The 23,539-nt window shown below is 54.1% G+C and carries 19 protein-coding genes and 2 tRNA genes; 9 read left to right on the forward strand and 12 right to left on the reverse strand.

Annotated elements, in window-relative coordinates; genetic code table 11:
* Positions 1-81: 81 nt before the first annotated feature.
* The 5 genes from J7395_RS19420 to J7395_RS19440 all read right to left on the reverse strand — a co-directional run bounded on the left by J7395_RS19420 (position 82) and on the right by J7395_RS19440 (position 6,060).
* A complete protein-coding gene (locus J7395_RS19420; protein WP_062951701.1) occupies positions 82-921 on the reverse strand; it encodes an ABC transporter permease subunit in 840 nt (279 codons plus the stop codon).
* Positions 918-1,847 carry an ABC transporter permease subunit gene (locus J7395_RS19425; protein WP_062951702.1) on the reverse strand — a complete coding sequence of 310 codons (930 nt, stop codon included), beginning with the start codon at positions 1,845-1,847 and terminating at the stop codon, positions 918-920. The genes J7395_RS19420 and J7395_RS19425 overlap by 4 nt, the downstream gene beginning before the upstream one ends.
* Complete coding sequence (gene potA / locus J7395_RS19430; RefSeq protein ID WP_062951703.1) at positions 1,844-3,004, reverse strand: polyamine ABC transporter ATP-binding protein; 1,161 nt, start codon at positions 3,002-3,004, stop codon at positions 1,844-1,846. Before potA ends, J7395_RS19425 begins: the two co-directional genes overlap by 4 nt.
* Before the next feature lie 398 nt (positions 3,005-3,402).
* Positions 3,403-4,506 carry a polyamine ABC transporter substrate-binding protein gene (locus tag J7395_RS19435; protein ID WP_062951704.1) on the reverse strand — a complete coding sequence of 368 codons (1,104 nt, stop codon included), beginning with the start codon at positions 4,504-4,506 and terminating at the stop codon, positions 3,403-3,405.
* Between the two features lie 204 nt (positions 4,507-4,710).
* Positions 4,711-6,060, reverse strand: coding sequence for a glutamine synthetase family protein (locus J7395_RS19440; protein WP_062960060.1), 1,350 nt, complete (start codon positions 6,058-6,060; stop codon positions 4,711-4,713).
* Between the two features lie 270 nt (positions 6,061-6,330).
* On the opposite strand from J7395_RS19440, the gene dgcN reads away from it, so the two are divergent.
* The 4 genes from dgcN to J7395_RS19460 all read left to right on the forward strand — a co-directional run bounded on the left by dgcN (position 6,331) and on the right by J7395_RS19460 (position 11,360).
* Positions 6,331-7,335 carry an N-acetyltransferase DgcN gene (gene dgcN / locus J7395_RS19445; protein WP_209223267.1) on the forward strand — a complete coding sequence of 335 codons (1,005 nt, stop codon included), beginning with the start codon at positions 6,331-6,333 and terminating at the stop codon, positions 7,333-7,335.
* 1 nt (position 7,336) lies between these two features.
* Entirely contained in the window at positions 7,337-8,317 is a 981-nt protein-coding gene (gene dgcA, locus J7395_RS19450) for an N-acetyl-D-Glu racemase DgcA (RefSeq protein ID WP_062960058.1), read from the forward strand.
* 461 nt (positions 8,318-8,778) lie between these two features.
* A complete protein-coding gene (locus J7395_RS19455; RefSeq protein WP_231858246.1) occupies positions 8,779-9,888 on the forward strand; it encodes a GGDEF domain-containing protein in 1,110 nt (369 codons plus the stop codon).
* 839 nt (positions 9,889-10,727) lie between these two features.
* Positions 10,728-11,360 (forward strand): hypothetical protein, encoded by a 633-nt coding sequence (locus J7395_RS19460; RefSeq protein WP_209223269.1) that lies wholly within the window; start codon positions 10,728-10,730, stop codon positions 11,358-11,360.
* Between the two features lie 37 nt (positions 11,361-11,397).
* On the opposite strand, the gene J7395_RS19465 is transcribed toward J7395_RS19460, so the two are convergent.
* Together J7395_RS19465 and J7395_RS19470 are read right to left on the reverse strand one after the other, a co-directional pair.
* Positions 11,398-11,967: a GNAT family N-acetyltransferase gene (locus tag J7395_RS19465; RefSeq protein WP_209223471.1), complete on the reverse strand. Its 570-nt coding sequence runs from the start codon at positions 11,965-11,967 to the stop codon at positions 11,398-11,400.
* Between the two features lie 41 nt (positions 11,968-12,008).
* On the reverse strand, positions 12,009-12,875 hold the full coding sequence (locus J7395_RS19470; RefSeq protein ID WP_062951709.1) for an N-formylglutamate amidohydrolase: 867 nt from the start codon (positions 12,873-12,875) through the stop codon (positions 12,009-12,011).
* A 206-nt stretch (positions 12,876-13,081) separates the two neighbouring features.
* On the opposite strand from J7395_RS19470, the gene J7395_RS19475 reads away from it, so the two are divergent.
* The 3 genes from J7395_RS19475 to J7395_RS19485 all read left to right on the forward strand — a co-directional run bounded on the left by J7395_RS19475 (position 13,082) and on the right by J7395_RS19485 (position 13,727).
* A tRNA-Val gene (locus J7395_RS19475) sits at positions 13,082-13,158 on the forward strand.
* A gap of 17 nt (positions 13,159-13,175) precedes the next feature.
* Positions 13,176-13,252: transfer RNA gene (locus J7395_RS19480), tRNA-Val, on the forward strand.
* 214 nt (positions 13,253-13,466) lie between these two features.
* Positions 13,467-13,727, forward strand: coding sequence for a SemiSWEET transporter (locus J7395_RS19485; RefSeq protein ID WP_082824739.1), 261 nt, complete (start codon positions 13,467-13,469; stop codon positions 13,725-13,727).
* Positions 13,728-13,742: 15 nt separating this feature from the next.
* On the opposite strand, the gene J7395_RS19490 is transcribed toward J7395_RS19485, so the two are convergent.
* The 4 genes from J7395_RS19490 to J7395_RS19505 form a co-directional block, all read right to left on the reverse strand.
* Positions 13,743-14,885: an ABC transporter permease gene (locus J7395_RS19490; RefSeq protein WP_209223271.1), complete on the reverse strand. Its 1,143-nt coding sequence runs from the start codon at positions 14,883-14,885 to the stop codon at positions 13,743-13,745.
* Positions 14,886-14,890: 5 nt separating this feature from the next.
* Positions 14,891-17,656: a ribosome-associated ATPase/putative transporter RbbA gene (gene rbbA / locus J7395_RS19495; RefSeq protein WP_209223273.1), complete on the reverse strand. Its 2,766-nt coding sequence runs from the start codon at positions 17,654-17,656 to the stop codon at positions 14,891-14,893.
* Positions 17,653-18,666 carry an HlyD family efflux transporter periplasmic adaptor subunit gene (locus J7395_RS19500; RefSeq protein ID WP_209223275.1) on the reverse strand — a complete coding sequence of 338 codons (1,014 nt, stop codon included), beginning with the start codon at positions 18,664-18,666 and terminating at the stop codon, positions 17,653-17,655. The genes rbbA and J7395_RS19500 overlap by 4 nt, the downstream gene beginning before the upstream one ends.
* Before the next feature lie 186 nt (positions 18,667-18,852).
* A complete protein-coding gene (locus J7395_RS19505) occupies positions 18,853-19,995 on the reverse strand; it encodes an endonuclease/exonuclease/phosphatase family protein (RefSeq protein WP_209223277.1) in 1,143 nt (380 codons plus the stop codon).
* Between the two features lie 245 nt (positions 19,996-20,240).
* On the opposite strand from J7395_RS19505, the gene J7395_RS19510 reads away from it, so the two are divergent.
* Positions 20,241-21,410: an EAL domain-containing protein gene (locus tag J7395_RS19510; protein WP_209223279.1), complete on the forward strand. Its 1,170-nt coding sequence runs from the start codon at positions 20,241-20,243 to the stop codon at positions 21,408-21,410.
* A gap of 35 nt (positions 21,411-21,445) precedes the next feature.
* Here J7395_RS19510 and J7395_RS19515 read toward each other — a convergent pair whose 3' ends face one another.
* The gene (locus J7395_RS19515; RefSeq protein WP_209223281.1) at positions 21,446-21,754 is read right to left on the reverse strand and encodes a Dabb family protein; all 309 of its coding nucleotides are present in this window, start codon (positions 21,752-21,754) and stop codon (positions 21,446-21,448) included.
* 263 nt (positions 21,755-22,017) lie between these two features.
* Here J7395_RS19515 and J7395_RS19520 point away from each other — a divergent pair, with 263 nt between their 5' ends.
* Positions 22,018-23,508: a PAS domain-containing methyl-accepting chemotaxis protein gene (locus tag J7395_RS19520; RefSeq protein WP_062951716.1), complete on the forward strand. Its 1,491-nt coding sequence runs from the start codon at positions 22,018-22,020 to the stop codon at positions 23,506-23,508.
* Positions 23,509-23,539 lie beyond the last annotated feature (31 nt).

Below are 23,539 nucleotides of genomic sequence, written 5' to 3' on the forward strand. Positions count from 1 at the left end.
TTTGTATTCGGATTTTCCATCCGGATCATAAAAAAAGCAGCACCCTTGAAGGTGCTGCTTTTTGTTTTGGGCAACATCGGATCAGTTGTCGATTGTCGCCTGGTTCATGGATCGGGTGCGTGCGCGTTCGGATCGCAGGATCAGCAGGCTCGAAATCACGATCATCACCGATACCGCAAGGATGATGAGCGTTGCGAGCGCGTTGATTTCCGGTGAAACGCCAAGTCGTACGGACGAGAAAACCTTCATCGGCAGGGTGGTGGAACCAGGACCGGCGACGAAGCTTGCAATCACCAGATCATCAAGCGACAGGGTGAAAGACAGCAGCCAGCCAGCGAGAAGTGCCGGCAGGATCATTGGCAGCGTAATCACAAAGAAAATCTTTGCCGGTTTTGCGCCAAGGTCCATGGCGGCTTCTTCGACCGAGGTATCCATACCCGCCAGACGTGATTGCACGACAACCGCGACATAGGCCGCACAGAAGGTCGTATGCGCGATCACGATCGTGGTAACGCCACGCCCGGCCGGCCAGCCGATAAGCTGTTCAAGGGTAACAAACAGCAGCAGCAATGACAGGCCGGTGATGACTTCGGGCATGACAAGCGGGGCGGCAACCATACCCGAAAACAGGGTGCGGCCCTTGAACCGGCCAAAGCGGGACATGACAAGCCCGGCAGGGGTCCCGACAGCCAATGCCAGCGTTGCCGACATCACCCCGATCCGAAGGCTGTTCCAGGCCGCATCAATCATGCCGTCATTGGAAAACAGCGACACATACCATTTGAACGAGAAGCCGGTCCAAACGGTCACAAGCTTGCCCTCGTTAAACGAGTAAATGATCACAAGCAGTATCGGCACATAGAGGAATGCAAAGCCGAACACCAGAGCACTTAGAAGGAAAGTCGAACGTTTGCCGGTCATTGTCCGTTCTCCTCCTGCTTGGTCTGGATATGCTGGAACCACATGATCGGCACGACAAGGAACAGCAGCATGGCAATCGCGACCGAGGACGCAATCGGCCAGTCACGGTTGGCAAAGAATTCGTTCCACAATGTCCGGCCGATCATCAGGGTATTTGGCCCGCCGAGGAGTTCCGGAATAACGAATTCGCCAACGGATGGAATGAATACCAGAAGTGATCCCGCCAGAATGCCGGGCATGGAGAGCGGCAATGTTACCTTCATGAAAGCCTGCCATGGCTTGCAGCCAAGATCCAGGGCAGCCTCGATCAGGCTGACATCCATTTTTTCCAGCGTGGAATAAAGCGGCAAGATCATGAAGGGCAGGTAGGTATAGACAATGCCGATATAGACCGCGAATTCGGTCTGGCGCATGATCAGCGGCTCGGAAATGATGCCAAGGTTCAACAGCAGGGCATTGATCAACCCCTCGCGGTCCAGAATGCCGATCCAGGCATAAACCCGGATCAGGAAGCTGGTCCAGAAGGGCAGGATCACCATCATCAGAAGGACACTGCGAAGCGATCCTTGCGCGCGCGCAATGCCATAAGCCATCGGATAGCCGATCAGAAGCGTGATGACGGTTGAAATCGCCGCAATCCGGATCGAATTCAGATAGGCCGAGATATAAAGGCTGTCGCTAAGCAGGAATAGGTAATTGCCGAAATTGATCGTGATATTGACGCCTTCGTCAATCCACGTGAACAGCGCGCTATAGGGCGGCTGGGCATATTCGGCGGTGGCGAAGCTGATCTTGAGCACGATCAGGAACGGGATCAGGAAGAACAGCATCAGCCAGAGATAGGGCAGGCCGATCACAATGACCCGGCCGTGCTTGAGCATCAGGCGATCATAACGTTGTTTAAGGGTTGGCTTGTCACTGCTCATTGGTTCAGAACCGAAGCAGCCCCGGCCTCCCACGTCACCCAAACGCGATCTTCCCACGTGTAACGCGGTTCGACATGGCGGCTGGAATTGGGTTCGGTGACCTTGATGCGGAAGCCGCTGTCAAGGCGCACATGGTAAGTCGACAGCCCACCGAGATAGCCGATTTCCTCGACCTTGCCCGACAGGCAATTGTATTTCGTATCGGTCGGCTGTTCGGTCAGCAGACGCAAGCGTTCCGGGCGGAGCGCGATCCAAAGTGTCGCACCTTCGTGGCCCTGAACGGCGTGGTCGATATAAATCTCGCCACCGGCATCGTCGGACTGGATGACCGCGTATTTTTCATCGTCATCAACAAGCGTTCCCTCGATCAGGTTTACCTGACCCAGGAAGTTCGCTGTAAAGCGGCTGTTGGGATATTCGTAAAGCTCGAACGGGGTGCCAAGCTGACGGATCACGCCTTCATTCATCACGGCAATGCGTGATGCCATGGTCATGGCTTCTTCCTGATCATGGGTGACCATGACGAAGGTAGTGCCGACCTTTTCCTGAATGTTGACCAGTTCGAACTGCGTCTGTTCACGCAGCTTTTTATCAAGCGCACCCAGCGGTTCGTCGAGCAGAAGCACCTTGGGTTTTTTGACAAGGGATCGTGCCAGTGCAACACGCTGGCGCTGGCCGCCGGAAAGCTGATGGGGTTTGCGTTTGGCAAACTTGGTCATCTGCACAAGGGCCAGCATATCGGAAACCAGTGTGCGGATTTCCGATTTCGGCAATCCGTCCTGATGCAGGCCAAAGGCCACATTCTGTTCAACTGTCATGTGCGGGAACAGGGCATAGGACTGGAACATCATGTTGGTCGGGCGTTCATAGGCCGGGACCCCGGCCATATCGACACCATCGATGAAGATTTTACCTGCTGTCGGTTCCTCGAACCCGGCCAGCATGCGCAAAAGCGTTGTTTTGCCGCAACCCGATCCGCCCAGAAGGGCAAACAATTCATGCCGGTAAATATCAAGCGACACATCATCGACGGCATAAAAGTCGCCGAATTTCTTGGTCACATTCTCGAAACGGATAAACGGGACCGCGTCGGGATTGTTCCAAGGCTGAGTCTTGTGCACATCCTCGTGTGCTTTCTGCAAAGCCCCCTGCGACACCAAGCTTCTCCCCTTGTTTGTTGTCGAGATATACCCAAAACATCGGGCGACATGCCCGGCTGGTCTTTTCAGTCCGATTGCGTTTGACGTGCCGTCCGATGTTTTGGTTTTTCCTGATTAACAGGATGAAGTAATTCCACAATCTGTAAAGAGGGGTGTGCGATATTTTGAACGTTTTGTGACCAATGTTGCGATAAATGGCGGAAAAGTCAGCAGGGGTGTTCAGAAAATGGGCATTGTTCGCGGTTTCATTTCCTGCTGTCCTGCCTGGGTGCCTTGCGCGGTTTCACGCACACCATCGCGAGTCACAATGCCGCAGCCGTATATCACCGTCATGCAAAAGGGGCGCCGCATGACTGCAGCGCCCCTTTGACAGGTTTCGATATCAACCGGATCGATTACTGACCGGTTTTAAGCTTGGTCCACAGACGGGTACGGGTACGCAGTTCTTTCGGACCCGGCTCGATCTTGGAGCGCAGGCGTTCCTTGACTTCCTGTGACGGGTAAACGCCCGGATCGGATTTCAGATCTTCGTCGATGAATTCCATGGCCGCTTCGTTCGGGCTGGCATATTCGACATAGTTGGCAAGATCTGCACCGACATCGGCACGCAGGATGTAATCAATGAATTTGTGGGCCAATTCCGGGTTCGGCGCATCGGCCGGGATCATCATCACGTCAAACCAGATCAGCGTGCCTTCCTTCGGAATCACGTATTTGATCTCGTTGCCGTTGCCGGCTTCTTCTGCGCGAAGGGCGGCCTGGCCAACGTCACCCGACCAGCCGATAGATACGCAGACGTTACCATTGGCAAGGTCGTTGATGTATTGCGAGCTGTGGAAATAGGTGATGTAGGGACGGACTTTTTCGAGTTCGGCCATCGCGGCTTCGATGTCTTCGTTCGACTGCTTGGAATCCGGTTTGTCGAGATAGAAGTTGACCAGCGGCACGATCTCGCCCGGATCATCAAGCATGGTCAGGCCGCATTTCGACAGCTTTTCGGCATATTGCGGGTCAAATACCAGCGCCCAGCTATCGAGCGGTGCATCGTCGCCCAGAGCTTCCTGAACCTTGGCAACGTTATAGCCAATGCCGTTGGTACCCCAAAGGTAAGGAACAGCATAGTCGTTGTTCGGGTCGTATTTGGCGGTCTGGTTCAGGATCACCTTGTCCAGATTGCCAAAGTTTTCCAGTTTCGATTTATCGACTTTCTGGAAGATGCCTGCCTGGATAAGGCGCTGCGCATCGGCCAGCGTCGGAACGACCAGATCATAACCCGAATTGCCAGCCAGAAGCTTGGCTTCGACAACCTGGTTGCTGTCATAAACGTCGTAATTGACCTTTACGCCATATTCCTTTTCGAAATTGGCTACGGTCTCTTCGCCGATATAATCAGACCAGTTATAAACGTTAAGGACTTCCTGTGCCGATGCACTTGCGGCAAAGCCCGAAAGGGCTGCGGCAAGGACAACAAGGCTTGAAGATTTAAGAAGTGATTTCATTTCGCTGAGCCTCCCATGTGGCAGCGTTTGAAAATTTGAAGGTCCTGTTATTGCTTTCTCCAAGACCTTCATATCCTTCGAATGCCTCAGGTTTTTGTCAAACACAAGATGGATTTTTGGGCATTTTTCGCATCAAGTGAAAAATTAGGCATTCATCATGCAACATTCTTGCGCCGGGGATGATGCCCCGGCGCAAGAATTCAATCAAACGTTCAGCAGAAGGTGTTCACGCTCCCACGCGCTGATCACCGTCTGGTAGGCATCCCATTCGGCTTCCTTGACGGCCAGAACCGCGGCCGAAAATTCTTCGCCCAACAGGTCTTTTAGCGGTTTGCACCGATGGAATTTTGCCAGCGCCTCGTGGATGTGGCGGGGTAGGGAATGTGCCCGGTCATAACCCGAACCCTCGATCTGGGCGGTCGGGTCGATTTCCTCGATAATACCGAGCAAGCCACAGGCAAGCGATGCCGCAATCGCCAGATAAGGGTTGGCATCGGCACCCGGAATCCGGTTTTCGATGCGGCGAGCATTGGCCGGACCGTTAGGCTGGCGCAGGCCGACCGTACGGTTATCAAGGGACCAGTGCATGTTGATCGGCGCATCCGACCAGGGCTGCAAACGGCGATAGCTGTTCATGTTCGGTGCCAGAAGCGGCATCGCAGCCGGAAGGTAACGCTGCAGGCCGCCGACATAGTTCAGGAACATCTGGGAATTGTCGCCATTGTCATCGGCAAACAGGTTTTTGCCTGTTTTGATGTCGATGACGCTCTGATGGATATGCATGGCACTGCCCGGATGGTTGCCCATCGGTTTGGCCATGAATGTGCCATAGACCCCGTGCTTGAGCGCGGTTTCACGCAGCGTGCGTTTGAACAGGAATGCCTGATCGGCCAGTTCAAGCGGCGCACCGTGATTGAAGTTCATTTCAAGCTGGGCGGGGCCCGACTCGTGGCTCATGGTATCGGCGTCGATATCCATGGCTTCGCAATAGTCATAGAGGTCTTCGATCAGCGGATCGAATTCGTTGATCGCATCAATGCCAAAGGCGTTCGATGCCCGTTCCGGGCGGCCCGAACGACCGATTGGCGGTTCAAGCGGGTTGTCCGGGTCGGTGTTTTTTGCCACCAGATAAAATTCAAGTTCCGGGGCAATGATCGGCTTCATGCCACGTTCTTCAAAGGCTGCCAATACGCGTTTGAGAACGTGGCGCGGCGAAATCGACACCTCGTCGCCATAAAAATGGTAACAGTCGCAAATAATCTGTGCTGTCGGTTCTTCGTACCACGGCACGACGCGAATAGTTTCCGGATCGGGTACCATGACAACGTCTTTTTCCGCCGGGTCCAGAAACGCATCGGTTTCTTCCGGGTAACCCCCGGTGACCGTCATGGAAAAAATTGCCTCGGGGATGGCAAGGCTTTTGGCTTCAAGCCCGCGCAAAAACTTTTGCGTTGGCAGAACCTTGCCTCGCGCCACCCCGGACATATCTGGGACAATACATTCGACTTCTTCAATTTTGCGGTCAGAAAGCCACTTTTTGAGATCGGTACTCATGTGTAGTCGGACGCTTTCGCGCCAGTCCTTCAAAATTGCATTTTCTTGCTTTTTCCGGGCGTTTCCCGGTGAAATTCACAAGAAAGGAGGTTTGTCTTCGATGAATTCAGAATGTTTTTTTGTTATTTGTTTCGATATTCGAATTTTGTGCGAACATTTCGGTGGATAGTCGAAGATATCAATTCATATATCTGGATGGCTCCCACCAAGTTGCGTTATAGTCGCCCCAGATTATAAGGGCAGCGGTTGGACGCTGGTCAAGGAGGTAAAATGAAAATCGAACATCCGTATCTTATGTTTCTTGGTGATGCACCGGACGAACTGGCTGCAAAAACCGCGATTGGCATCAAGCAGTGGCGCCCGGAATGGTGTGTCGCACAGCTAAGCCTTCCGGGCTGTCAGGCTGATCTTGGCCTGCCGGAAATGTCGATTGCCGAAGCCAAGGCCGCAGGCGTCAAAACCATCGTTCTGGGCGTTGCCAACCGTGGCGGCGTTATCGGACCGGCATGGATGGAAACCCTTCTGGCAGCGATTGATGCCGGTATGGATATCGCCAATGGCCTGCATACGCGCCTTTCGACGATTCCCGAACTGGTCGAAGCGGCCAATGCCAAAGGCGTAAAACTTTTCGATGTGCGTCACTTCGACGGCAAATTGCCAATTGGCAATGGTGAAAAGCGCCCGGGCAAACGTGTCTTGGCGGTTGGCACCGATTGCTCGGTCGGGAAAATGTACACCGCACTGGCCCTTGATGCCGAAATGAAAAAGCGCGGCATGAAGTCAACCTTCCGGGCGACCGGCCAGACCGGTATCTTCATCGCGGGCGAGGGCATTTCGGTTGATGCCGTGATTTCGGACTTCATTTCCGGCGCGGTCGAGACGATTGCACCGGCCAACGAGCCTGATCACTGGGACGTTGTCGAAGGGCAGGGCAGCCTGTTCCATGCATCGTTTGCCGGTGTCTCCATGGGCCTGATCCATGGTTCGCAGCCCGATGCGATCATCGTCTGTCATGAACCGACCCGTACCCACATGCGTGGTCTGCCGGGTTACAAGCTTCCGGACCTGAAAACCACGATGGAAGTCAACCTGATGCATGCACGCCTGACCAACCCCGATTGCGTGGTTGCTGGTTTTGCGATCAATACCAAGTCGCTTGACGATGTGGCGGCCAAAAAGCTTCTGGCCGAAGTCGAAGCCGAGTTTGGCCTGCCATGTGTTGACCCGGTTCGGACCGGTGTTGCACCAATCGTCGACAAACTGCAGGAGATCTGATGTGCCGCGCATAAGTGTCACATCCGAAGTCTGGCCGCTGCGCGGGGCGTTCAAAATCTCGCGTGGGGCCAAGACCGAGGCCCATGTCGTCAAGGTCACCCTGACCGATGGTGAATTCACCGGATATGGGGAATGCGTTCCCTATGCCCGCTATGGTGAAACCGTCGAAAAAGTGATTGCCGATATCGAGGCCCAGGCCGATGCCCTTTCGCGTGGTATGACGCGCAAGGAACTGCAGGACGCAATGAAGGCCGGTGCGGCGCGCAACGCAGTTGATTGTGCCTATTGGGACCTTGAGGCAAAGCGGTTTGGCCGCCGTGCCTGGGAACTTGCCGAGCGCAAGGCACCCGAAGGCCTGATTACGGCAGAAACGCTCAGCCTTGATACGCCTGATGCGATGCGTGAAGCCGCGCGCAAGGCGGCATCGGCACCGTTGCTCAAGCTAAAGCTTAACGGTGAAAACGTTCTCGAATCCGTTCGTGCGGTTCGGGAAGGCGCGCCGACATCACGTTTGATCGTTGATGCCAACGAGGCATGGTCGATTGAACTGCTTGAAGATATCGGGGCCGAACTCGACGCGCTTGGTGTGGAAATGATCGAACAGCCGCTGCCTGCCGGACAGGATGATGGCCTGCTAGATATTGATTGTCCGGTGCTGCTTTGTGCGGATGAATCGATCCATACCGTCGCCGATATCCCGCGCCTTGCGCAGCTTTACGACATGATCAATATCAAGCTCGATAAAACCGGTGGTCTGACCGGGGCACTCGAGCTTGCCGATGCTGCCGCCAAGGTCGGCATGCAGATCATGGTTGGCTGCATGGTCGGGACCTCGCTTGCGATGGCGCCGGCCATGATCGTTGCTGCCGATGCGCGCATTGTCGATCTTGACGGGCCTCTCTGGATGGCAAAGGACCGTGAAAATGGTCTGGCGTTTGACAAGGGTGTTATGGGGCTTCCTGATCGGGCGCTTTGGGGCTGATCCTGTTCCAGAAGGGTTGCGACCTGCCTTGATTATTGCCGCCATACCGGATTTCCGGTGTGGCGGTTTCTTTTTATCACATAACGACCTTGCTCTTTATTACGAGTCGCGAACGTTTCTTAGTTCGCCTTAGGGTTTTGCGGGTGAAGTGTATCGGAAAAACAACCTGAGGACGTGAATCTACGTTCGACTTTGTGTTGAAACAGGTACTTATTTGCATTTTTTCACTCGCGGTTAGTTAAAAATTAATTCAAATTTATACGGCCACCTCTTCTGGATAGTTGAATTGGCGGTTAAATCAGGGAACGATCATAAAAATTTCGGGGCTGCTGTGGCTCCTTCGCAAAGATGAGTTGGAGCTGATCCGCGTGCTATCTGGTCCCCGAAGAGATAGTCGGCGCTTCGCAGGGCCACTGCGTTGCCGCTATCGAGATTTCCTTTACACGCCCCGGCATGCAGAATTGCTGCATCTGCGGCGCAAGGAATCGGTCCAGCTGACGGCACGCTTCGCGGCTTTTTTCACCCTCGTTCTGCTGGCGCTTGTCCCGATCTGGGACGGGGCTTTTGGTAATGGCTTTTGGCAATCGCAAACCGTGATCATGCGCTTCCTCGTCATGGGGATTGCGATTGCGGTGCTGATCAATCGTGCGGTCAGTTCCCGATGGCGACGACGTGCGCCTTATCTGCCGATGCTGTTCCTTGTGATTGCTGCCACCCTGCTTTGCGGTTTTTCCGGGCTTGATCCGGATGCCTCGCCCAAGATGCTGACCGCGCACAGTTTCCTTCTGCTTGGTATCGTTGTTCTGGTCGCGATCATGCCTTTGACGCTGGTTGAGGCGGGGATAATGGTCTCGCCCATACTCGTCCTGCTGGTTTTTGGGGCGCAGGGGCCGGTTGCCAGTGGCTATGTTCCGGTTGAAATGATCCTGTCGGTCCTACTGCCGCTTGCGGTAATGGCGGCATCGGTGCAGCTTTACCGTACGATTGTTGCCGCCCAGGAAATCGCGATTGATCCGCTGACAGGCGTTTATACCCGTGCCTTTGGCATGGAAATGCTGCGACTGAATTTTGAAACCGCCTATCGGAAACGCAGCCCGCTGACCGTGGCCTTTGTCGATCTTGATGATTTTAAAAAGATCAATGACCAGTTTGGTCATGATTACGGTGATCGTATTCTTGAGGAAGCCGGGCGCAATCTGGCGCAACGGTTCCGTCGTGCCGATCTGGTGATCCGCTGGGGCGGGGAGGAATTCCTTGTTATTCTGCCGGATCTGACGCTGGATCGTGCGAACGATGTCATGCATCGCGTTATGTCACCCGGTCTGGCTGCTCTTGCCAATGGCATGACGCAGCAGGCCAGCTACGGCCTTGCCGAACGGATCGAAGACGCCATTTCACAGCCGCATAACCTGATCGATCTGGCGGATCAGCGGATGTATGACGCCAAAAAACGTCATGACCGCGAACAGATCGTTGCTGATGGCCTGTCGGGCCGCAAGGTGGCAAAACCGGTATCGGTCAAATCATCGGTCCGGGCGGATGGCAAGATCGTCAATCAGACCCTGAACTAGGCCTGTTTCCGAAATCAATCATCCTGCCTTTTTGCCGGTCACACGTTCTGTGGCCGTTTTTTATGCCGTATCGAAGCGAATCCCGTTTTTGTCGGGTCGGTTCGGCCAATATGTTTTCCAATGTATTTTCCCGCGTCAACGTTCCTGAAACCGTGAAGTTGAGAGTTTCTGCGGGTTTTGAGCATATTCTCATGACGGGAATCGAAGGGGGAATTTTCGAATTTATCGATGGAATCGCAGGTTCTCTGTTATTCCCTTGCATTCTGATTCGCTGTGAGTCGCCGAATTTTCACAAATGAACCGGCGTCGGGAATGGGGGCAATGCTGAAAAAGTGACCTCAGATGGGCGGGATTCAGTTCGAAAAAGTGTCAGTTTGGTGAAATTTTGATCAAAAAAAGTGCATTTATTTTTTTGATAAAAAAATAGTCAAAAACGTGTTGCGTCCGCGCGATCTAATGGGTAATGTCTATTTGTGCGCTGCGGTAGGACGCAGTGCATTCCGGCGAGCGACTTGTCGCTCGTTTCTTGGACGTTTCCTCCCTAGACTTGGGCCGCTGTCACAGGCGGCCTTCTTTTTTGCCTGAATTCCAACGATTTACGTGGTTTTCAATGTGGGTGAGCATTCTTTCTGTAAATACTGCAACACAGTTTTATGGGAATTGTGCAATGCAAATTTCCCTTTGGATGTGAAATCCTCTCTTATACAAAAGAGCTTGATTCTGCTTTTTTATCGCCAATTTTGCTAAGTTGTGAGCAGGCTTCCTTCTTAGATATAGTGATCATACTTTTTACTCATCGTGCGTGAGAAAGTTGGTAGATTGCTCTTGGAGTAGGTCAAGTGTTCTCGAGTTTAGTCAAGATTGTTGAGCTGGTTATTAATGCTACCGTTAACTTCAACAATTTTCGAAATAAAAAAGAACGCAAGGATACGGTTCTAGACCTTCTAAGAACTTTTTATCTTTTTAAAGATTGTTTGTCAGAGGGGAGGGCATTGATTGAAGAGGCTGGTGCTGACCCAATACAGACATTGCGTGACATGGATGAATGGAAAGCGTCTGAAGTTGTTAAAAGTTGGGATGCTGCTTTATGTAGGCAAGGTCTTCGCTTGAGGAGGTTAGAGGGATATGTGTCTGGTCAGAATCATTTGGTTGTGATTGACAGTCGTCTGAAAGATGACATTGACAAAGTAATAGGGTCAAAATTTGACAGGGTAACTACTCTTCATAGTATCGGTGCTAGTCTACTTTTTGCGTCTATCTTCCCGATTTCCGATACTCCAGAGGATGTTGCGGAGCTTGTCTTAGTGGCTTCAGGATGCGCAGGAAAGCGCATCAATATGGAGCTAATTAATGCAGAGGTGGAAGAGTTCGAAAAAGTCCTCGAGCGTTTCAACCAAGTGATCAAAAATATACTCTCGCCTGATGAAATTATGCAGCTTTCGACGCAAGCTAGAAAAGATACTTTGACCTAAGAGATGAGGATGCTCCTCTCTGCTAGGCACGTTTTCTCTATTTCTCCCGTCCCGGATCACGTTCAGGAAAGTTGCCGTCTCCGTCGCCAAGGCCGCGCTGCATGATCACGCTATCGACCCAGCGGCCAAGTTTGAAGCCTGCTGATTGCAATGTGCCTGCCACCCGAAAGCCAAGGCGTGCGTGCAGCCCGATGGAGGCCACGTTGGCGCTGTCGCCGATTACGGCGACCATCTGGCGATAGCCAAGGGCGGTGCAGCGTCTGATTAGCTCGGACAGGAGCGCGCGGCCGGCACCCTTGCCGACGACATCGGGCGCGATATAGATCGTGTCTTCGACCGTAAAACGATAGGCCGGTCTCGGGCGATAGGCGCCTGCATAGGCAAAGCCTTCGACCCGGCCGTCAATTTCGGCGACCAGATAGGGCAGGCCGCGTTCGCGGACATGCTGCCAGCGCGATGTGAGTTCGGCGATTTCCGGTGCGCGTTCCTCGAACGAGGCCAGGCCATGCAGGACATGGTGGCCGTAAATCTCGGTGATGCGGCCAAAATCTTCTGGCTCGGCATCCCGGATCACAAGGTCCTCGAGGGAGGCGTCGCCATTTGGCATCGGTTTGCCCGATGGTGAGGAAGAAACGGGGCTGGTGGTCATCAGAAGGGATTCCCGTCAAGATCGTGGAAGCACGATATCAGATGCGTCATCTGTTCGCGCAGGGTGTCAAATCCGCGATGGGGCGTGATCGTGTCCTCATCCATGTAGAGCGAGCGTGAAAGCTCGATCTGCAGGCTGTGCACATGGTTTTCCGGTTGCCCGTAATGGCGCGTGCAGAACCCGCCTGCATATGGATCATTGTGCGACGGGGTAAAGCCCAGATCGCGGACACGATCTTCGACAAAGCGCGTCAAAGACGGATGGCAGGAACTTCCATAGCAATCGCCCAGAACCAGATCAACGCGGTTTTTGCTGCTGTCGACAGAATCCCCGGGCATCGAATGGCAATCAATCAGGATGCAATAACCAAACTGGTCACGCGTTGCGTCAATCAGTTTGCGAAGCGCACTGTGATAGGGATGGTAATAGGTATCGATCCGGTGCATCGCCTCGGCGACCGGCAGGCGCGCCTTGTAAATCTCGATCCCGCCACTGACGACGCGCGGGATTGATCCCAACCCCGATAGGGCCCGCATCGAATGAATATCCGCATCAGAAGGCAGGGGGCCATCAAACATGCGCGGGTCGAGCTCCAGCGCCCCGCGATTGACATCGACAAAGGCACGCGGAAATGTCGCGCACAGCATCGGTGCGCCAAGTTTGGGTGCGCTGGCAAAAAGCTGGTCGACAAAGGCATCCTCGGATGCACGGAGCGCAAACGAGTCAATACGGGCAATCTCGATCAATTCCTGCGGATAATGGCGCCCGGAATGGGGCGATGCAAACACCACCGGCAGGGTTTGCCGGGATGGCAGGATGACGGTTGCCGGTCCACTGCCGGTAAGATCCGATGGCAACTGGTTCATTGTCGTTTGTTATATCTTCCCTAAACTGGATGATGATCATAGCAACAGCGATCCATCCCGTCCCCCATAGATGAAGATTTTTTGTCAAAAAACCAATTGAGGGGTTGCACCTTTTTCTGCCTTGGGCTAAATACCGCCTCGCCGTCACAAACGGCGCTGGCCAAGCCTTCCGCTTTGAAGGCCGGTCAGATGAAAGATGGGTTAGAGGGCCTATAGCTCAGTTGGTTAGAGCGTTCGCTTGACATGCGAGAGGTCACAAGTTCGAGTCTTGTTAGGCCCACCATCTTTCCCCAAATACAGGGGCCTATAGCTCAGTTGGTTAGAGCGTTCGCTTGACATGCGAGAGGTCACAAGTTCGAGTCTTGTTAGGCCCACCATTTCCTCCCCGCCGGTTTCCGAGCGGGGTTTTGTGTTTCTGGCCCAAAGAAACCCGTCATTCTCCAAGGTTATCAAGGCTTCCGGCGTGTCACGGCGGTGCCGTATATTTCCCGCTTGAAGTTGGTTGTGTTATGTGTTGAATGCATTCAATCGAGCGTTTTGTTCCGGTCTGGTGCGCTATCATCGGGCCGGGCGATCTGACGGAGGCCTTCCATGATCATGTCTTTTGAAACCGTCCTTGGCCTTCTTGCCGGATCACTGACCACGATTGCCTTCCTGCCGCAGGTTATACGTACCTGGCGCACGCGCTCGACCGCGGATATCTCGCTTGTGATGTTTCTGATCCTGTGTACGGGGATCGCGCTTTGGCTGGTTTATGGCCTGATCCGTGGTGACTGGCCGGTGATCATTGCCAACGGTTTTACCCTTGTGCTGGCCTCGACCATCCTGTTTTTCAAGCTTCGCCACGGATAATCGGGCTTTCCGGTTCTATCGCATTGCCGCGATGCTTTTGCGAAAGCGCATGGCGCTAAAGGCGAAGAACAGGGCGGCGATCACGAAGACGATCAAGAATTCCTGCCAGACAACATCGATCCCGGCATCGCGATACAGGATCGCCTGTGCAAAGCTGACAAAGTGGCTGGACGGGACGAATTGCATGATGTTCTGAAGCGTTTCAGGCATGCTTTCAAGCGGCGTATTCCCGCCCGACAACATCCGCATTGGCAATACGACAAGGATAAACAGGAGCCCGAATTGCGGCATTGATTTTGTCATGGTCGCAAGGAAAATGCCAAGGGCGGTGGCAAAAAACAGATACAGCATCGTCCCTGCCAGGAATAACAGTTTGGAGCCGATAATAGGCACGCCAAGCATCAGTTCGACGACAAAAAACAGCGATAGCGCGCTTGCGATCAGGATCACAAGCCCGTTGGCCCAGACTTTTGCCAGCATGATTTCAAACGGATCAAGCGGCATCACCAGCAGATGTTCAATCGTGCCATGTTCGCGTTCACGGATAAGGGCAGCACCGGAGAGGATGATCGACAGCATGGTGATGTTGTTGATGATTTCCATTGCGCTTGTGAACCATGAACTGGTGACGTTTTCGTTATAGGCATAGCGTGTGACCAGATTTGTCGGTGGTTCATGGCTTGCCGCGACATAGGCGGAAACCCCGCCCATGAAGGTCTGGACTTCCTGGGCGATGATGTTGCTGACATAGCCCTGGCCGATCCCGGCCTGCATCATGGCGGTAGCATCGATGTTAAGCTGTATTTCCGGCTGGTGACCGGCAATCAGGTCTTTCTCAAAATCGGGCGGGATCACCAGCACAAAGGTATATTCGCCGCTATCCATGGCCGCGTCGATGTTGCCTTCGCTGATTTCCGTAGGTGCCTTGAAGAATGGTTGCAGGAACGCGTCACCGATCTGACGCGACAGTTTCGATTTATCCAGATCGGCAATCGCAATCGACGCGTTTTTAAGGTCATGGGAAAAGCCGGTGGCGGCATTGTAAATCGCAAATGAAAACGCCCAGCAGATCAGGATCAGCAACACGACATCGCGCCTAAGGCTGAAAAGCTCCTTGATGCCAAGGCGATAGATATTTTCAATCCGTTTGCCAAACATCGCGGTTAAGCCTCCTGCTTTTTAAGCAGCAGCATCGAAAGGGTGGTCAATGCCGGGAAGAAAATCACAAGTGTCAGGATTTCCGGATAAAGTTCGGCAAAGCCAAGCGCCTTGGTAAAGACCCCGACACTGATCGACATGAAATGCGATGTCGGCATGATGGTCGACAGCACGGCGGGCGCCCCGTCAAGCGACGAAATCGGCTGCATCATCCCCGAAAACATCACGGATGGCACCATGGTTGCAATTGCGGTGCCGAACAGGGCGGCGATCTGTGTCTGGGTAAAGGACGAAATCAAAAGCCCGAGCCCGGTTGTGGCAAACACAAACAGGAACGCGCCGAGAATAAGCGTAAGCGGATTGCCCCGGATCGGGACTTCGAACCAGAACAGCGCCATCGCCACCATCAGAACGAAATTGATCAGGCCCAGCCCGACATAGGGCAATTGTTTACCAATCAGGAATTCGATCTGCGTGACGGGGGTGACATAAAGGTTGGTTATCGATCCCAGTTCCTTTTCGCGCACCACACCAACCGCCATCAGAACGGCGGGAATAAACATCAGCAGCAGCGCAATCACGGATGGCACCATGGCATAGATGCTTTTGAAATCCTGATTATAGCGATATCGGGTTTCGATACTGACCGGCAGGTTTTGAACCGGTAATCCGGTATTGCGCATGCTACGTTCGTTCAGATATTTGCTGTGAATGCCTTCGACATAGCCATGGATGGTTTCGGCGCGAAACGGCATGGTGCCGTCGATGGTGGCAGCGATCTCGGGGCTACGTCCGGCTTCAAGGTCACGGCCAAATCCGGGTGGGATTTCAATCGCCAATGTGATGTCGCCCGACAGCAACCTTTGTTCAAGTTCGTCATTACTGTTTAACGGGGGCTGTTCGCTGAAATATCGCGACCCTGCAAGGTTTTCAAGATAGGTGCGGCTGGTTTCGGTCCTGTCGCGGTCCAGTGCGGCATAGGTCAGGTTTTCAACGTCAAACGTGATGCCATACCCAAAAACCGGCATCAGGATCGCCGTGCCGAGCAAGGCAAACATCAACCGGATCGGATCGCGGATCAGTTCCATGGTTTCACGCAGAGAATAGGCCCACAAACGGCGCAAACTGAAAATCGATGCCTTGGCCGGTTTCCATTTCCCAGTCCCGTTTTCGCCGTCGCCTTGCATCGCCGATGCATCCGGGGCAGGGGCATTGTCATCAATGCCGCTGGCTTCTTCCAGATGGCTGATAAAGGCTTCTTCAAGCGTGTCACAACCACGTTTCTGCGTTATTTCAGCCGGGGTGTCGCTGATTAGAACCTTGCCCGCATGCATCAGCGATATGCGATCGCAGCGTTCCGCCTCGTTCATGAAATGGGTAGAGATGAAAATCGTCACCCCCTGATCACGGGAAAGCTCCACCAGCAATTGCCAGAATCCATCACGTGCGACCGGATCAACGCCCGATGTCGGTTCATCAAGTATCAGGATTTCCGGGCTGTGAATAATCGCAACCGCAAGCGATAACCGTTGCCGCACGCCAAGCGGCAGGCTTTCGGCCAGATCATCGTGATATTCGTTCAGGCCGAAACGTTCGGAAAGCTCGTCAATTCGGGGCTTTATCCGGTCCGCAGGCAGGTGAAACAACCGCGCATGCAGTTCAAGGTTCTGATAGACGCTGAGTTCGGCATAAAGCGAAAAGGCCTGGCTCATATAGCCGACCCGTTTGCGAAGTTCGGTATCCTGCCCGTCGACAGGTTTGCCAAAAAGTTTGGCCGTGCCTTCGGTTGCGGGCAAAAGCCCGGTCAGCATCTTCATGGTCGTGGTTTTGCCGCACCCGTTCGAGCCGAGAAACCCGAAAATCTCGCCTTTCTCAATCCGGAAGCTGACATTATCGACCGCGGTAAAATCGCCAAACCGCATCGTCAGACCGTCGGCGACGATGGCGGGAACATCGCCATGTGTGGTGCGGGGTGGGATGACAAGGTCCTTGTGACCCTTGCGTTCTTCTTCGGGCAGCAGCCTTACAAACGCGGTCTCAAGGTTATCGGCCCCGGTGCGTTCCAAAATCTCGCTTGCTGTGCCGTTTGCCAGCACCTTGCCGTCATTCATCGCAATCAGTTGGTCAAACCGTGCTGCTTCGTCCATATAGGCGGTGGCGACCAGAACGGTCATGTTGCTTTGGGTTTTGCGGATCTGCTCGATCAGTTCCCAGAACTGCCGGCGCGACAGGGGATCAACGCCGGTTGTCGGCTCGTCCAGTATCAATATTTCCGGATCATGGATCAGGGCACAGCAAAGGCCGAGTTTCTGTTTCATCCCGCCGGAAAGCTTGCCGGCTGCGCGCTCGGTAAAAGGTTCAAGCCCGGTCGCCTTGACCAGCCGTTCGATCCGGTCGTTGCGTTCGCGCGCCGACTGGCCAAACAGACGGCCAAAAAACTCAAGGTTTTCGCGGATCGTCAGATCCATGTAAAGATTCTTGCCAAGTCCCTGTGGCATATAGGCGATCTTGGGCAGGACGCTGTTGCGGTGGCTTGTGTCATCCATGGGCCCACCCAGCGTTTCGACCGTGCCGCGTTGCAATTTGCGCGCGCCCGATATCAGGGCAAGGGCGGTGGATTTACCCACCCCATCCGGCCCGATGAAGCCGATGGTCCGGCCTGTGGGGATATCAAGGCTGATATCGTCAAGCGCGTGGACATGGCCGTATCTGTGGCTGACATGGTCCAGCCGTGCGGCAAGTCTTGCGCCATCTACAGGACCGTTACTCATTCCTGAAGGCTCTTGTTCAGGGTCGCGTCATCGGGAACATTTGGTGTAAAGCGTTCCGGCCAGTTTTGATGGTCGGCCAGCATCACATAGGCCTCGCCGGGCAGGCCGGTTTTGACCCGCTTGCGATGTTCTTCGAGCAATTCGCGCGCGATGCGGATTTTTACCCGGAACATCAGCTTGTCGCGTTCGCTTCTGGTTTCGACCTCGCGCGGGGTGAATTGCGCATCATCGGCGACAAACGAAACATGGGCCGGAATGACAAAGCCCGGTGCTGCATCCAGAACAATGCGTGCCTCATTGCCGACAAAGGCCAGACCGGCCTGCCGGGTCGGCAGGAAGATCGTCATATAAACATCGGTCAGGTCCAGAACCGTCACCACCGGGTCGCCGCCGGCCAGAACTTCGCCCGGTTCGGCAAGGCGATATTGCACCCGGCCGCTGCGTGGGGCCTTAAGCACGGAATCATCGATCTGTACCTGAATGCGGTCAAGCTCGGCGCGGGCGGCCTCGACATTGCGTTCGCTGCTGGTCAGGCGCGATTGCGCTGCGGCAAGGGCGGCTTCGGCCACATCGCGGTCCGATTTGCGCTGATCAACCTGTTCGCGGGCGATATTGTTGTTTTTGACAAGCTCGTTGGCGCGCTGTAACTGCCGCTCGGCAAAGGAAAGCTGGCTTTCCTTCTGCACGATATCGGCCTTGGCTTCGAAAATCCCCTGTTCTGCGCTGGCGACCTCGGCGCGGGCCTTGGCAAGGCTTGCCTGAAGTTCGTCGGTATCCATCCGCGCCAGAACCTGACCTGCTTGCACCACGTCGCCTTCGTCGACCAGAACCTCGTCAACCCGACCGGCATATTTGGTGGCCACCCGGACTTCTTCGGCCTCGATCCGGCCATTGCCGCTGGCGATGAATTCGGGGAGGGTTTCCTGATTTTGCTGCCAGTAATAATAACCACCCCCGGCAATCGCGATGATCACGACAAGGATCGCCAAAGGCACACGCAGTTTGCTCATTCCGCCCTCCAAGACAGGATTGCCGGGCTGTTGGCAACGGATGTGCTACCGGCAAAAATCGGGTATCGCAATTTAAACGCGATAAAGTCTGGAATGATCCTGACCTGAACGACAAGCTAAATCTTTGATCTTACGCAATTTAGAAAAATATCAAGAATGTGCCCGATGGTATCGTAACCGCCGTGCTCAGATATCGATATCGGCCCAGATCAGATGATGATCCGATGCTGCCTGATGTTTCTTGATCAGGTCGGGATAGGTTTGCCAGCGCGCCGGGCGCGATCCCGGCCAGATGCCCTTGCGGTAAATACCGCCCTTGGTCACCCGGTCAAACAGGGCAGGCGAAAGCAGCAGATAATCGATTTTATCGTCATCATTGCCAAGGCTGTGCGTCCCGGTTCCCCGATCGCCGTTTCCGGCATTGAATTCGAACTCGGTAAAATCCGGATGGGCCGAAACATCGCGAAGGGCCGTGCCATGCAGAAGCGGGTCAAGTTCGGCACTGTCGGGCGTATCGTTAAGGTCGCCCAGAACCACGATATTTTCAAACCCCTCGGCGATCAGGCGGTTGTAATAGGCCGCAACCGCCAGCGATTGCGCCAGTCGCTTGGCCTTGCTTGCCGGATCATTGCCGCCATATTTGCTTTTGAAATGATTGGGCAGGACCATGATCTGTGCGCCCGATGGTGTGATGATTTCGTATTCCGGGCAATCGCGGCTGAAAATCGGGGCGCCGTCGGGTTTCAGGTCATCGACGTGGCTGCGCATTTCGCCAATCGGAAAACCTTCATGGGTGGCAAGGCCGACATCAATGCCGCGCCCGTCATTGCCATCAATGATCATCATATGACGATAGGGTACGGGCAAAACGCCCTTTTCACGCATGAAATCCTGAAACGCCAGCAATACCGGGCGGCTTTCAATCTCGACCAGCGCCAGAACATCCGCCCCGACATCACCGATCATGCGGGCGGTGTTTAACATTGCGGCCTCGTCCACCGACCCCATGCGAAGCTCGCACCAGCCGACCCAGTCATCACGGCCATTGGCCTTGATAAAGGGCTGTTTTGGCGGGCGCGGGCGTGAAATCAGCTGGCCACGGATTTTGCGAATACGGGTAAAGGGGCCTTCGTCGCCGCGCAGCATGCCCAGGTTTGTTATCAGTGTTAACATGCGTGCCTTGTCGGCATCGCCATAAACCGGTTTTTCAAACAGCTTGTTCAGTTCTGCATGCGCATCCAGCACATCACGATGTGCTTCGGGGTCTTCATCGTTAAAGACTTTTGCCCGGTCAAACAGGTTTTCGACGTTAAACGCAGCAATCCGCATGACGTCCCCCGATGCTTGTTTCGCTGTGCCATGGTGAAGGTGAAATTCTACCACAGGTATTATGGGCCGCTGGCGCTAATTATGAAGTGTCATGTTTGTGACGATACCGACAGGGAGGTGCGATGCAGTCCCCAAATGGGGATGTTTTCAAATTCTGACCCAGAGTAGGTTCCTGCATGTAACGGGCGATCCGCTGTGCGAAATGGCGTGAACGCGTTCTGCTTCATCGGGAAGGTTTGGCAATCGTGATCAATGTTAACCCCTTTAAACCGACTGTCGTGTTTGTCGATGATGACGAAAACATGCTGCGCGGTGTTACTCGGGCCCTGGGGCGGCGTTACAATGTGGTTTCGTTCTGCGAACCGGCCGGGGCTCTTTCCTGGCTTAAGGAAAATCACCGAAAAGTTGATGTGATCCTGTCTGATCTGGCAATGCCGGGTTTTTCCGGCATGCGCTTCCTGCGCGAAATGGTCGGTGTTGCGCCAAGTATCCCGCGGGTACTTTTGTCCGGGCATCTTGACAATTCGGCAATGAACAAGGCGATCAACACGGCCTTCGTGTCCTGCATCCTGTCGAAACCGGCATCAATCGAACTGATCCGCAAATCAATCGAACAGGCGTTAAGCACGCGGGCGATTGATCTGGCCGGGACCCTGATCACGCCGGGGCTGGTGATGCGGGCGCTAAAAAATAACGGCTATTCGATTGTCTTTCAGCCGCGCATCGACGCAAAGACAGGATCGGCTTGCGGGCTTGAAGTGCTGGTGCGGTTCCCGAGCCTGCAGAAACGTTTCCTGCTTGAGGAAATCATTCTGGCCTGCGAAGGGCATCCGGCGATCAACCTGCTGACGACAGCGGTGATGAACGAAGTCCGCAAACAGTCCAGGGATATCCGGTCCCGGTTCGATTTTTCACCGACGGTTTCGATCAATTGTTCGCCCTATTCCATTCGCAATAACTGCTTCCTTGAGGAAATCCTTCATTTCAGAAGTGACATGCTGCTTTGTGACATCCGGATCGAAGTCGAAATCACGGAACATAGCGACATCGTCAAAGATCCGGCGTTCCTTGCCAATGCCGAAATTCTCAAAAATCGGGGTGTTGCGATTTACATCGATGATTTTGGCTCGGGAAGCAATTCGGTGGAGCTTCTTGAAGCCGGTGTTTTCGCCGGTGTCAAAATTGATCGCGAATTCATCGCAACGTCAAACGGGGATTGCGTCAAATCATCGTTTGCAGAATGGATTGTGAAAGCGTCGCATGATCTGGGCCTCCGCGTTGTTGCCGAAGGCGTCGAAGACGCCGTTGTTGCACAAAGGATGCAGGCGCTTGGCGTTGAGGAAATGCAGGGTTTCTTTTTTGCAAGGCCGGCAACGCTTGAAAAAACACCGACCGGTGCATTTGCCATGTGCTGAGAGCTGTTTTGTCTGGGGCGTTGTAAACCCGCTGCTCACATCTCCAGATCAAACACGATCAGTCCTGAAATTTCGCCGTCCGCGGCTTTGACAAGTTCAGCGCCCAGCGCCTGATGTGTCGGATGCTCAAGATAGGCATCACGTGCTGCTTCATTGTCGAAATCAATGCAGAAGCCGTGCTTGAAACCCTGTTCCAGTTTTTCCGGGCTGACCGATATTCCGCCATCAAAACCCCGCATCCCCGCGATCTGGTCGCCAAGGTCGGACAGGGCGTCAAACAGACTGTTAATCACGGCCTCGTCAATGCCGGGTTTGAATTTGATCAGGACGATATGACGGATCATGGCTGGGGCCTTTCCGGAGCCGGGGTGAAGCGCGATTGAACCGGGATATCGCAACCGGTGTCAATAGCGGTGATAAACCAGCGGTCCGTCCGTTTGGTGTGCCGTAACCAAGGGTTGCGTCGAGAGGCATGTGAAATAGCACACATATCACGATTTTGCCTCTTGAATTGAAGAAATGACTTCATACTTTAGGATAGGAAAAGTTGTATAGGGTAACGATTCCTGGTCGGTGATCCATTCAGACGTATAAGGGGCAGATTGACATGGCATTCAATATTTTCGGGAACGGCGGCGCGTCACAGCAAGGACAACAGATTTACGAAGCCCTCGGTAGATCAATGGCCGTGATCGAGTTTTCGCTGGACGGTAAAATCCTGACAGCCAATGCCAATTTTCTTGCCACGATGGGCTATGAGCTTGGCGATATTGTTGGCAAACATCATGCGGTTTTCGTGACCCGCGATTATGCACAAAGTGCCGAATACCGTGATTTCTGGAAAAAACTGTCAAAGGGCGAATTCGCGGCCGGCATTTTCCAGCGCGTGCGCAAGGACGGCGAAACTGTCTGGCTTGAAGCCACCTATAACCCGATCCTGAATGCGGCCGGAAAGCCGGTAAAGGTGATCAAATTCGCCACCGATATCACCGCGCGCCGCAAGGAGCGCGCGCTTAATGAAGGTATTCTGACCGCGATTGACCGGTCCCAGGCGATGATCGAATTTGATCTGACGGGCAAAATCCTTAAGGCCAATGGGAATTTTCTTAAAACCATGGGCTATTCCGAAGGCGAGGTTGTCGGCAAGAATCACAGCATGTTTGTTGCGCCGGCCTATGCCCAATCAACCGAGTACAAGGATTTCTGGGCCAGCCTGCGCAAGGGCGATGTGCAGGCAGCACAGTTCAAGCGGTTGGCAAAGGGGGGCAAAGAGGTCTGGCTTGAGGCGACCTATAACCCGATTTTTGATCAGAATGGCAAACCCGAACGGGTGATCAAGCTTGCCACCGACATTACCGAGCAGGTGGAGCTTTTGGTCGATCTTAAAAAAATGATCGATACCAATTTCACCGAAATTGACGATAACATCGTAAGCCTTGACGAGGCCGCCATGAGCGGAACATCCGCCGCGGCGCAAAGCTCTAACTCGGTGCAGACCGTTGCCGCCAGTGCCGAGGAACTGTCCGCCTCAATCGCTGAAATTTCGCGCAGCATGGCGCAAAGCCGCGATGAAACCGAACGGGCCTTTTCCCAGACCGTCAGTGCCAACCAGTCGACCCAGAAAATGGCCGATGTGGTCGCGGCCATGACGGGCATTGTCGAGGTCATTCAGGGCATTGCCGGGCAGATCAACCTGCTCGCGCTTAACGCAACCATTGAGTCCGCTCGTGCAGGCGAGGCGGGTAAAGGCTTTGCGGTGGTTGCGAACGAGGTCAAAAACCTTGCCAATCAGGCGGCCAAGGCCACCGATCAGATTTCAGCCGAAATCAGCGGGGTTCAGGAAATTTCAAACGAGGTTGTCAACTCGCTTGAAACCATTCGCGGCTCGATCGAAACGGCACGCGACAGTGTCACCAGCATATCGGCATCGGTCGAAGAACAAAGTGCCGTGACCGAAAGCGTGTCGCAAAACATGCAGACAATGGCCGTTTCGGTCGATGAACTTGCCCGGCGGCTTGACGAAATCCGCTCGATTTCCGGCGGGGTCGGGAGCTCGGTCAAGCGCACCCGCGAAGCTGCCGAAGTGCTGACGCGCTAGTCCCGAAGACATCCGATACGATAAAAGCCCG

Origin of the sequence: Thalassospira sp. A3_1 (genome assembly GCF_017744215.1) — a bacterium.
GTDB classification, from domain to species: domain Bacteria; phylum Pseudomonadota; class Alphaproteobacteria; order Rhodospirillales; family Thalassospiraceae; genus Thalassospira; species Thalassospira lucentensis_A.

What these genes read in the sequence shown, in the direction of transcription:
- J7395_RS19420 (WP_062951701.1), bottom strand. Translation starts at nt 921, where the DNA reads ATGACCGGCAAACGTTCGACTTTCCTTCTAAGTGCTCTGGTGTTCGGC.
- J7395_RS19425 (WP_062951702.1), bottom strand. Translation starts at nt 1,847, where the DNA reads ATGAGCAGTGACAAGCCAACCCTTAAACAACGTTATGATCGCCTGATG.
- J7395_RS19435 (WP_062951704.1), bottom strand. Translation starts at nt 4,506, where the DNA reads ATGAAATCACTTCTTAAATCTTCAAGCCTTGTTGTCCTTGCCGCAGCC.
- J7395_RS19440 (WP_062960060.1), bottom strand. Translation starts at nt 6,060, where the DNA reads ATGAGTACCGATCTCAAAAAGTGGCTTTCTGACCGCAAAATTGAAGAA.
- dgcN (WP_209223267.1), top strand. Translation starts at nt 6,331, where the DNA reads ATGAAAATCGAACATCCGTATCTTATGTTTCTTGGTGATGCACCGGAC.
- J7395_RS19465 (WP_209223471.1), bottom strand. Translation starts at nt 11,967, where the DNA reads ATGCCAAATGGCGACGCCTCCCTCGAGGACCTTGTGATCCGGGATGCC.
- J7395_RS19470 (WP_062951709.1), bottom strand. Translation starts at nt 12,875, where the DNA reads ATGAACCAGTTGCCATCGGATCTTACCGGCAGTGGACCGGCAACCGTC.
- J7395_RS19485 (WP_082824739.1), top strand. Translation starts at nt 13,467, where the DNA reads ATGATCATGTCTTTTGAAACCGTCCTTGGCCTTCTTGCCGGATCACTG.
- J7395_RS19490 (WP_209223271.1), bottom strand. Translation starts at nt 14,885, where the DNA reads ATGTTTGGCAAACGGATTGAAAATATCTATCGCCTTGGCATCAAGGAG.
- rbbA (WP_209223273.1), bottom strand. Translation starts at nt 17,656, where the DNA reads ATGAGTAACGGTCCTGTAGATGGCGCAAGACTTGCCGCACGGCTGGAC.
- J7395_RS19500 (WP_209223275.1), bottom strand. Translation starts at nt 18,666, where the DNA reads ATGAGCAAACTGCGTGTGCCTTTGGCGATCCTTGTCGTGATCATCGCG.
- J7395_RS19505 (WP_209223277.1), bottom strand. Translation starts at nt 19,995, where the DNA reads ATGCGGATTGCTGCGTTTAACGTCGAAAACCTGTTTGACCGGGCAAAA.
- J7395_RS19515 (WP_209223281.1), bottom strand. Translation starts at nt 21,754, where the DNA reads ATGATCCGTCATATCGTCCTGATCAAATTCAAACCCGGCATTGACGAG.
- J7395_RS19520 (WP_062951716.1), top strand. Translation starts at nt 22,018, where the DNA reads ATGGCATTCAATATTTTCGGGAACGGCGGCGCGTCACAGCAAGGACAA.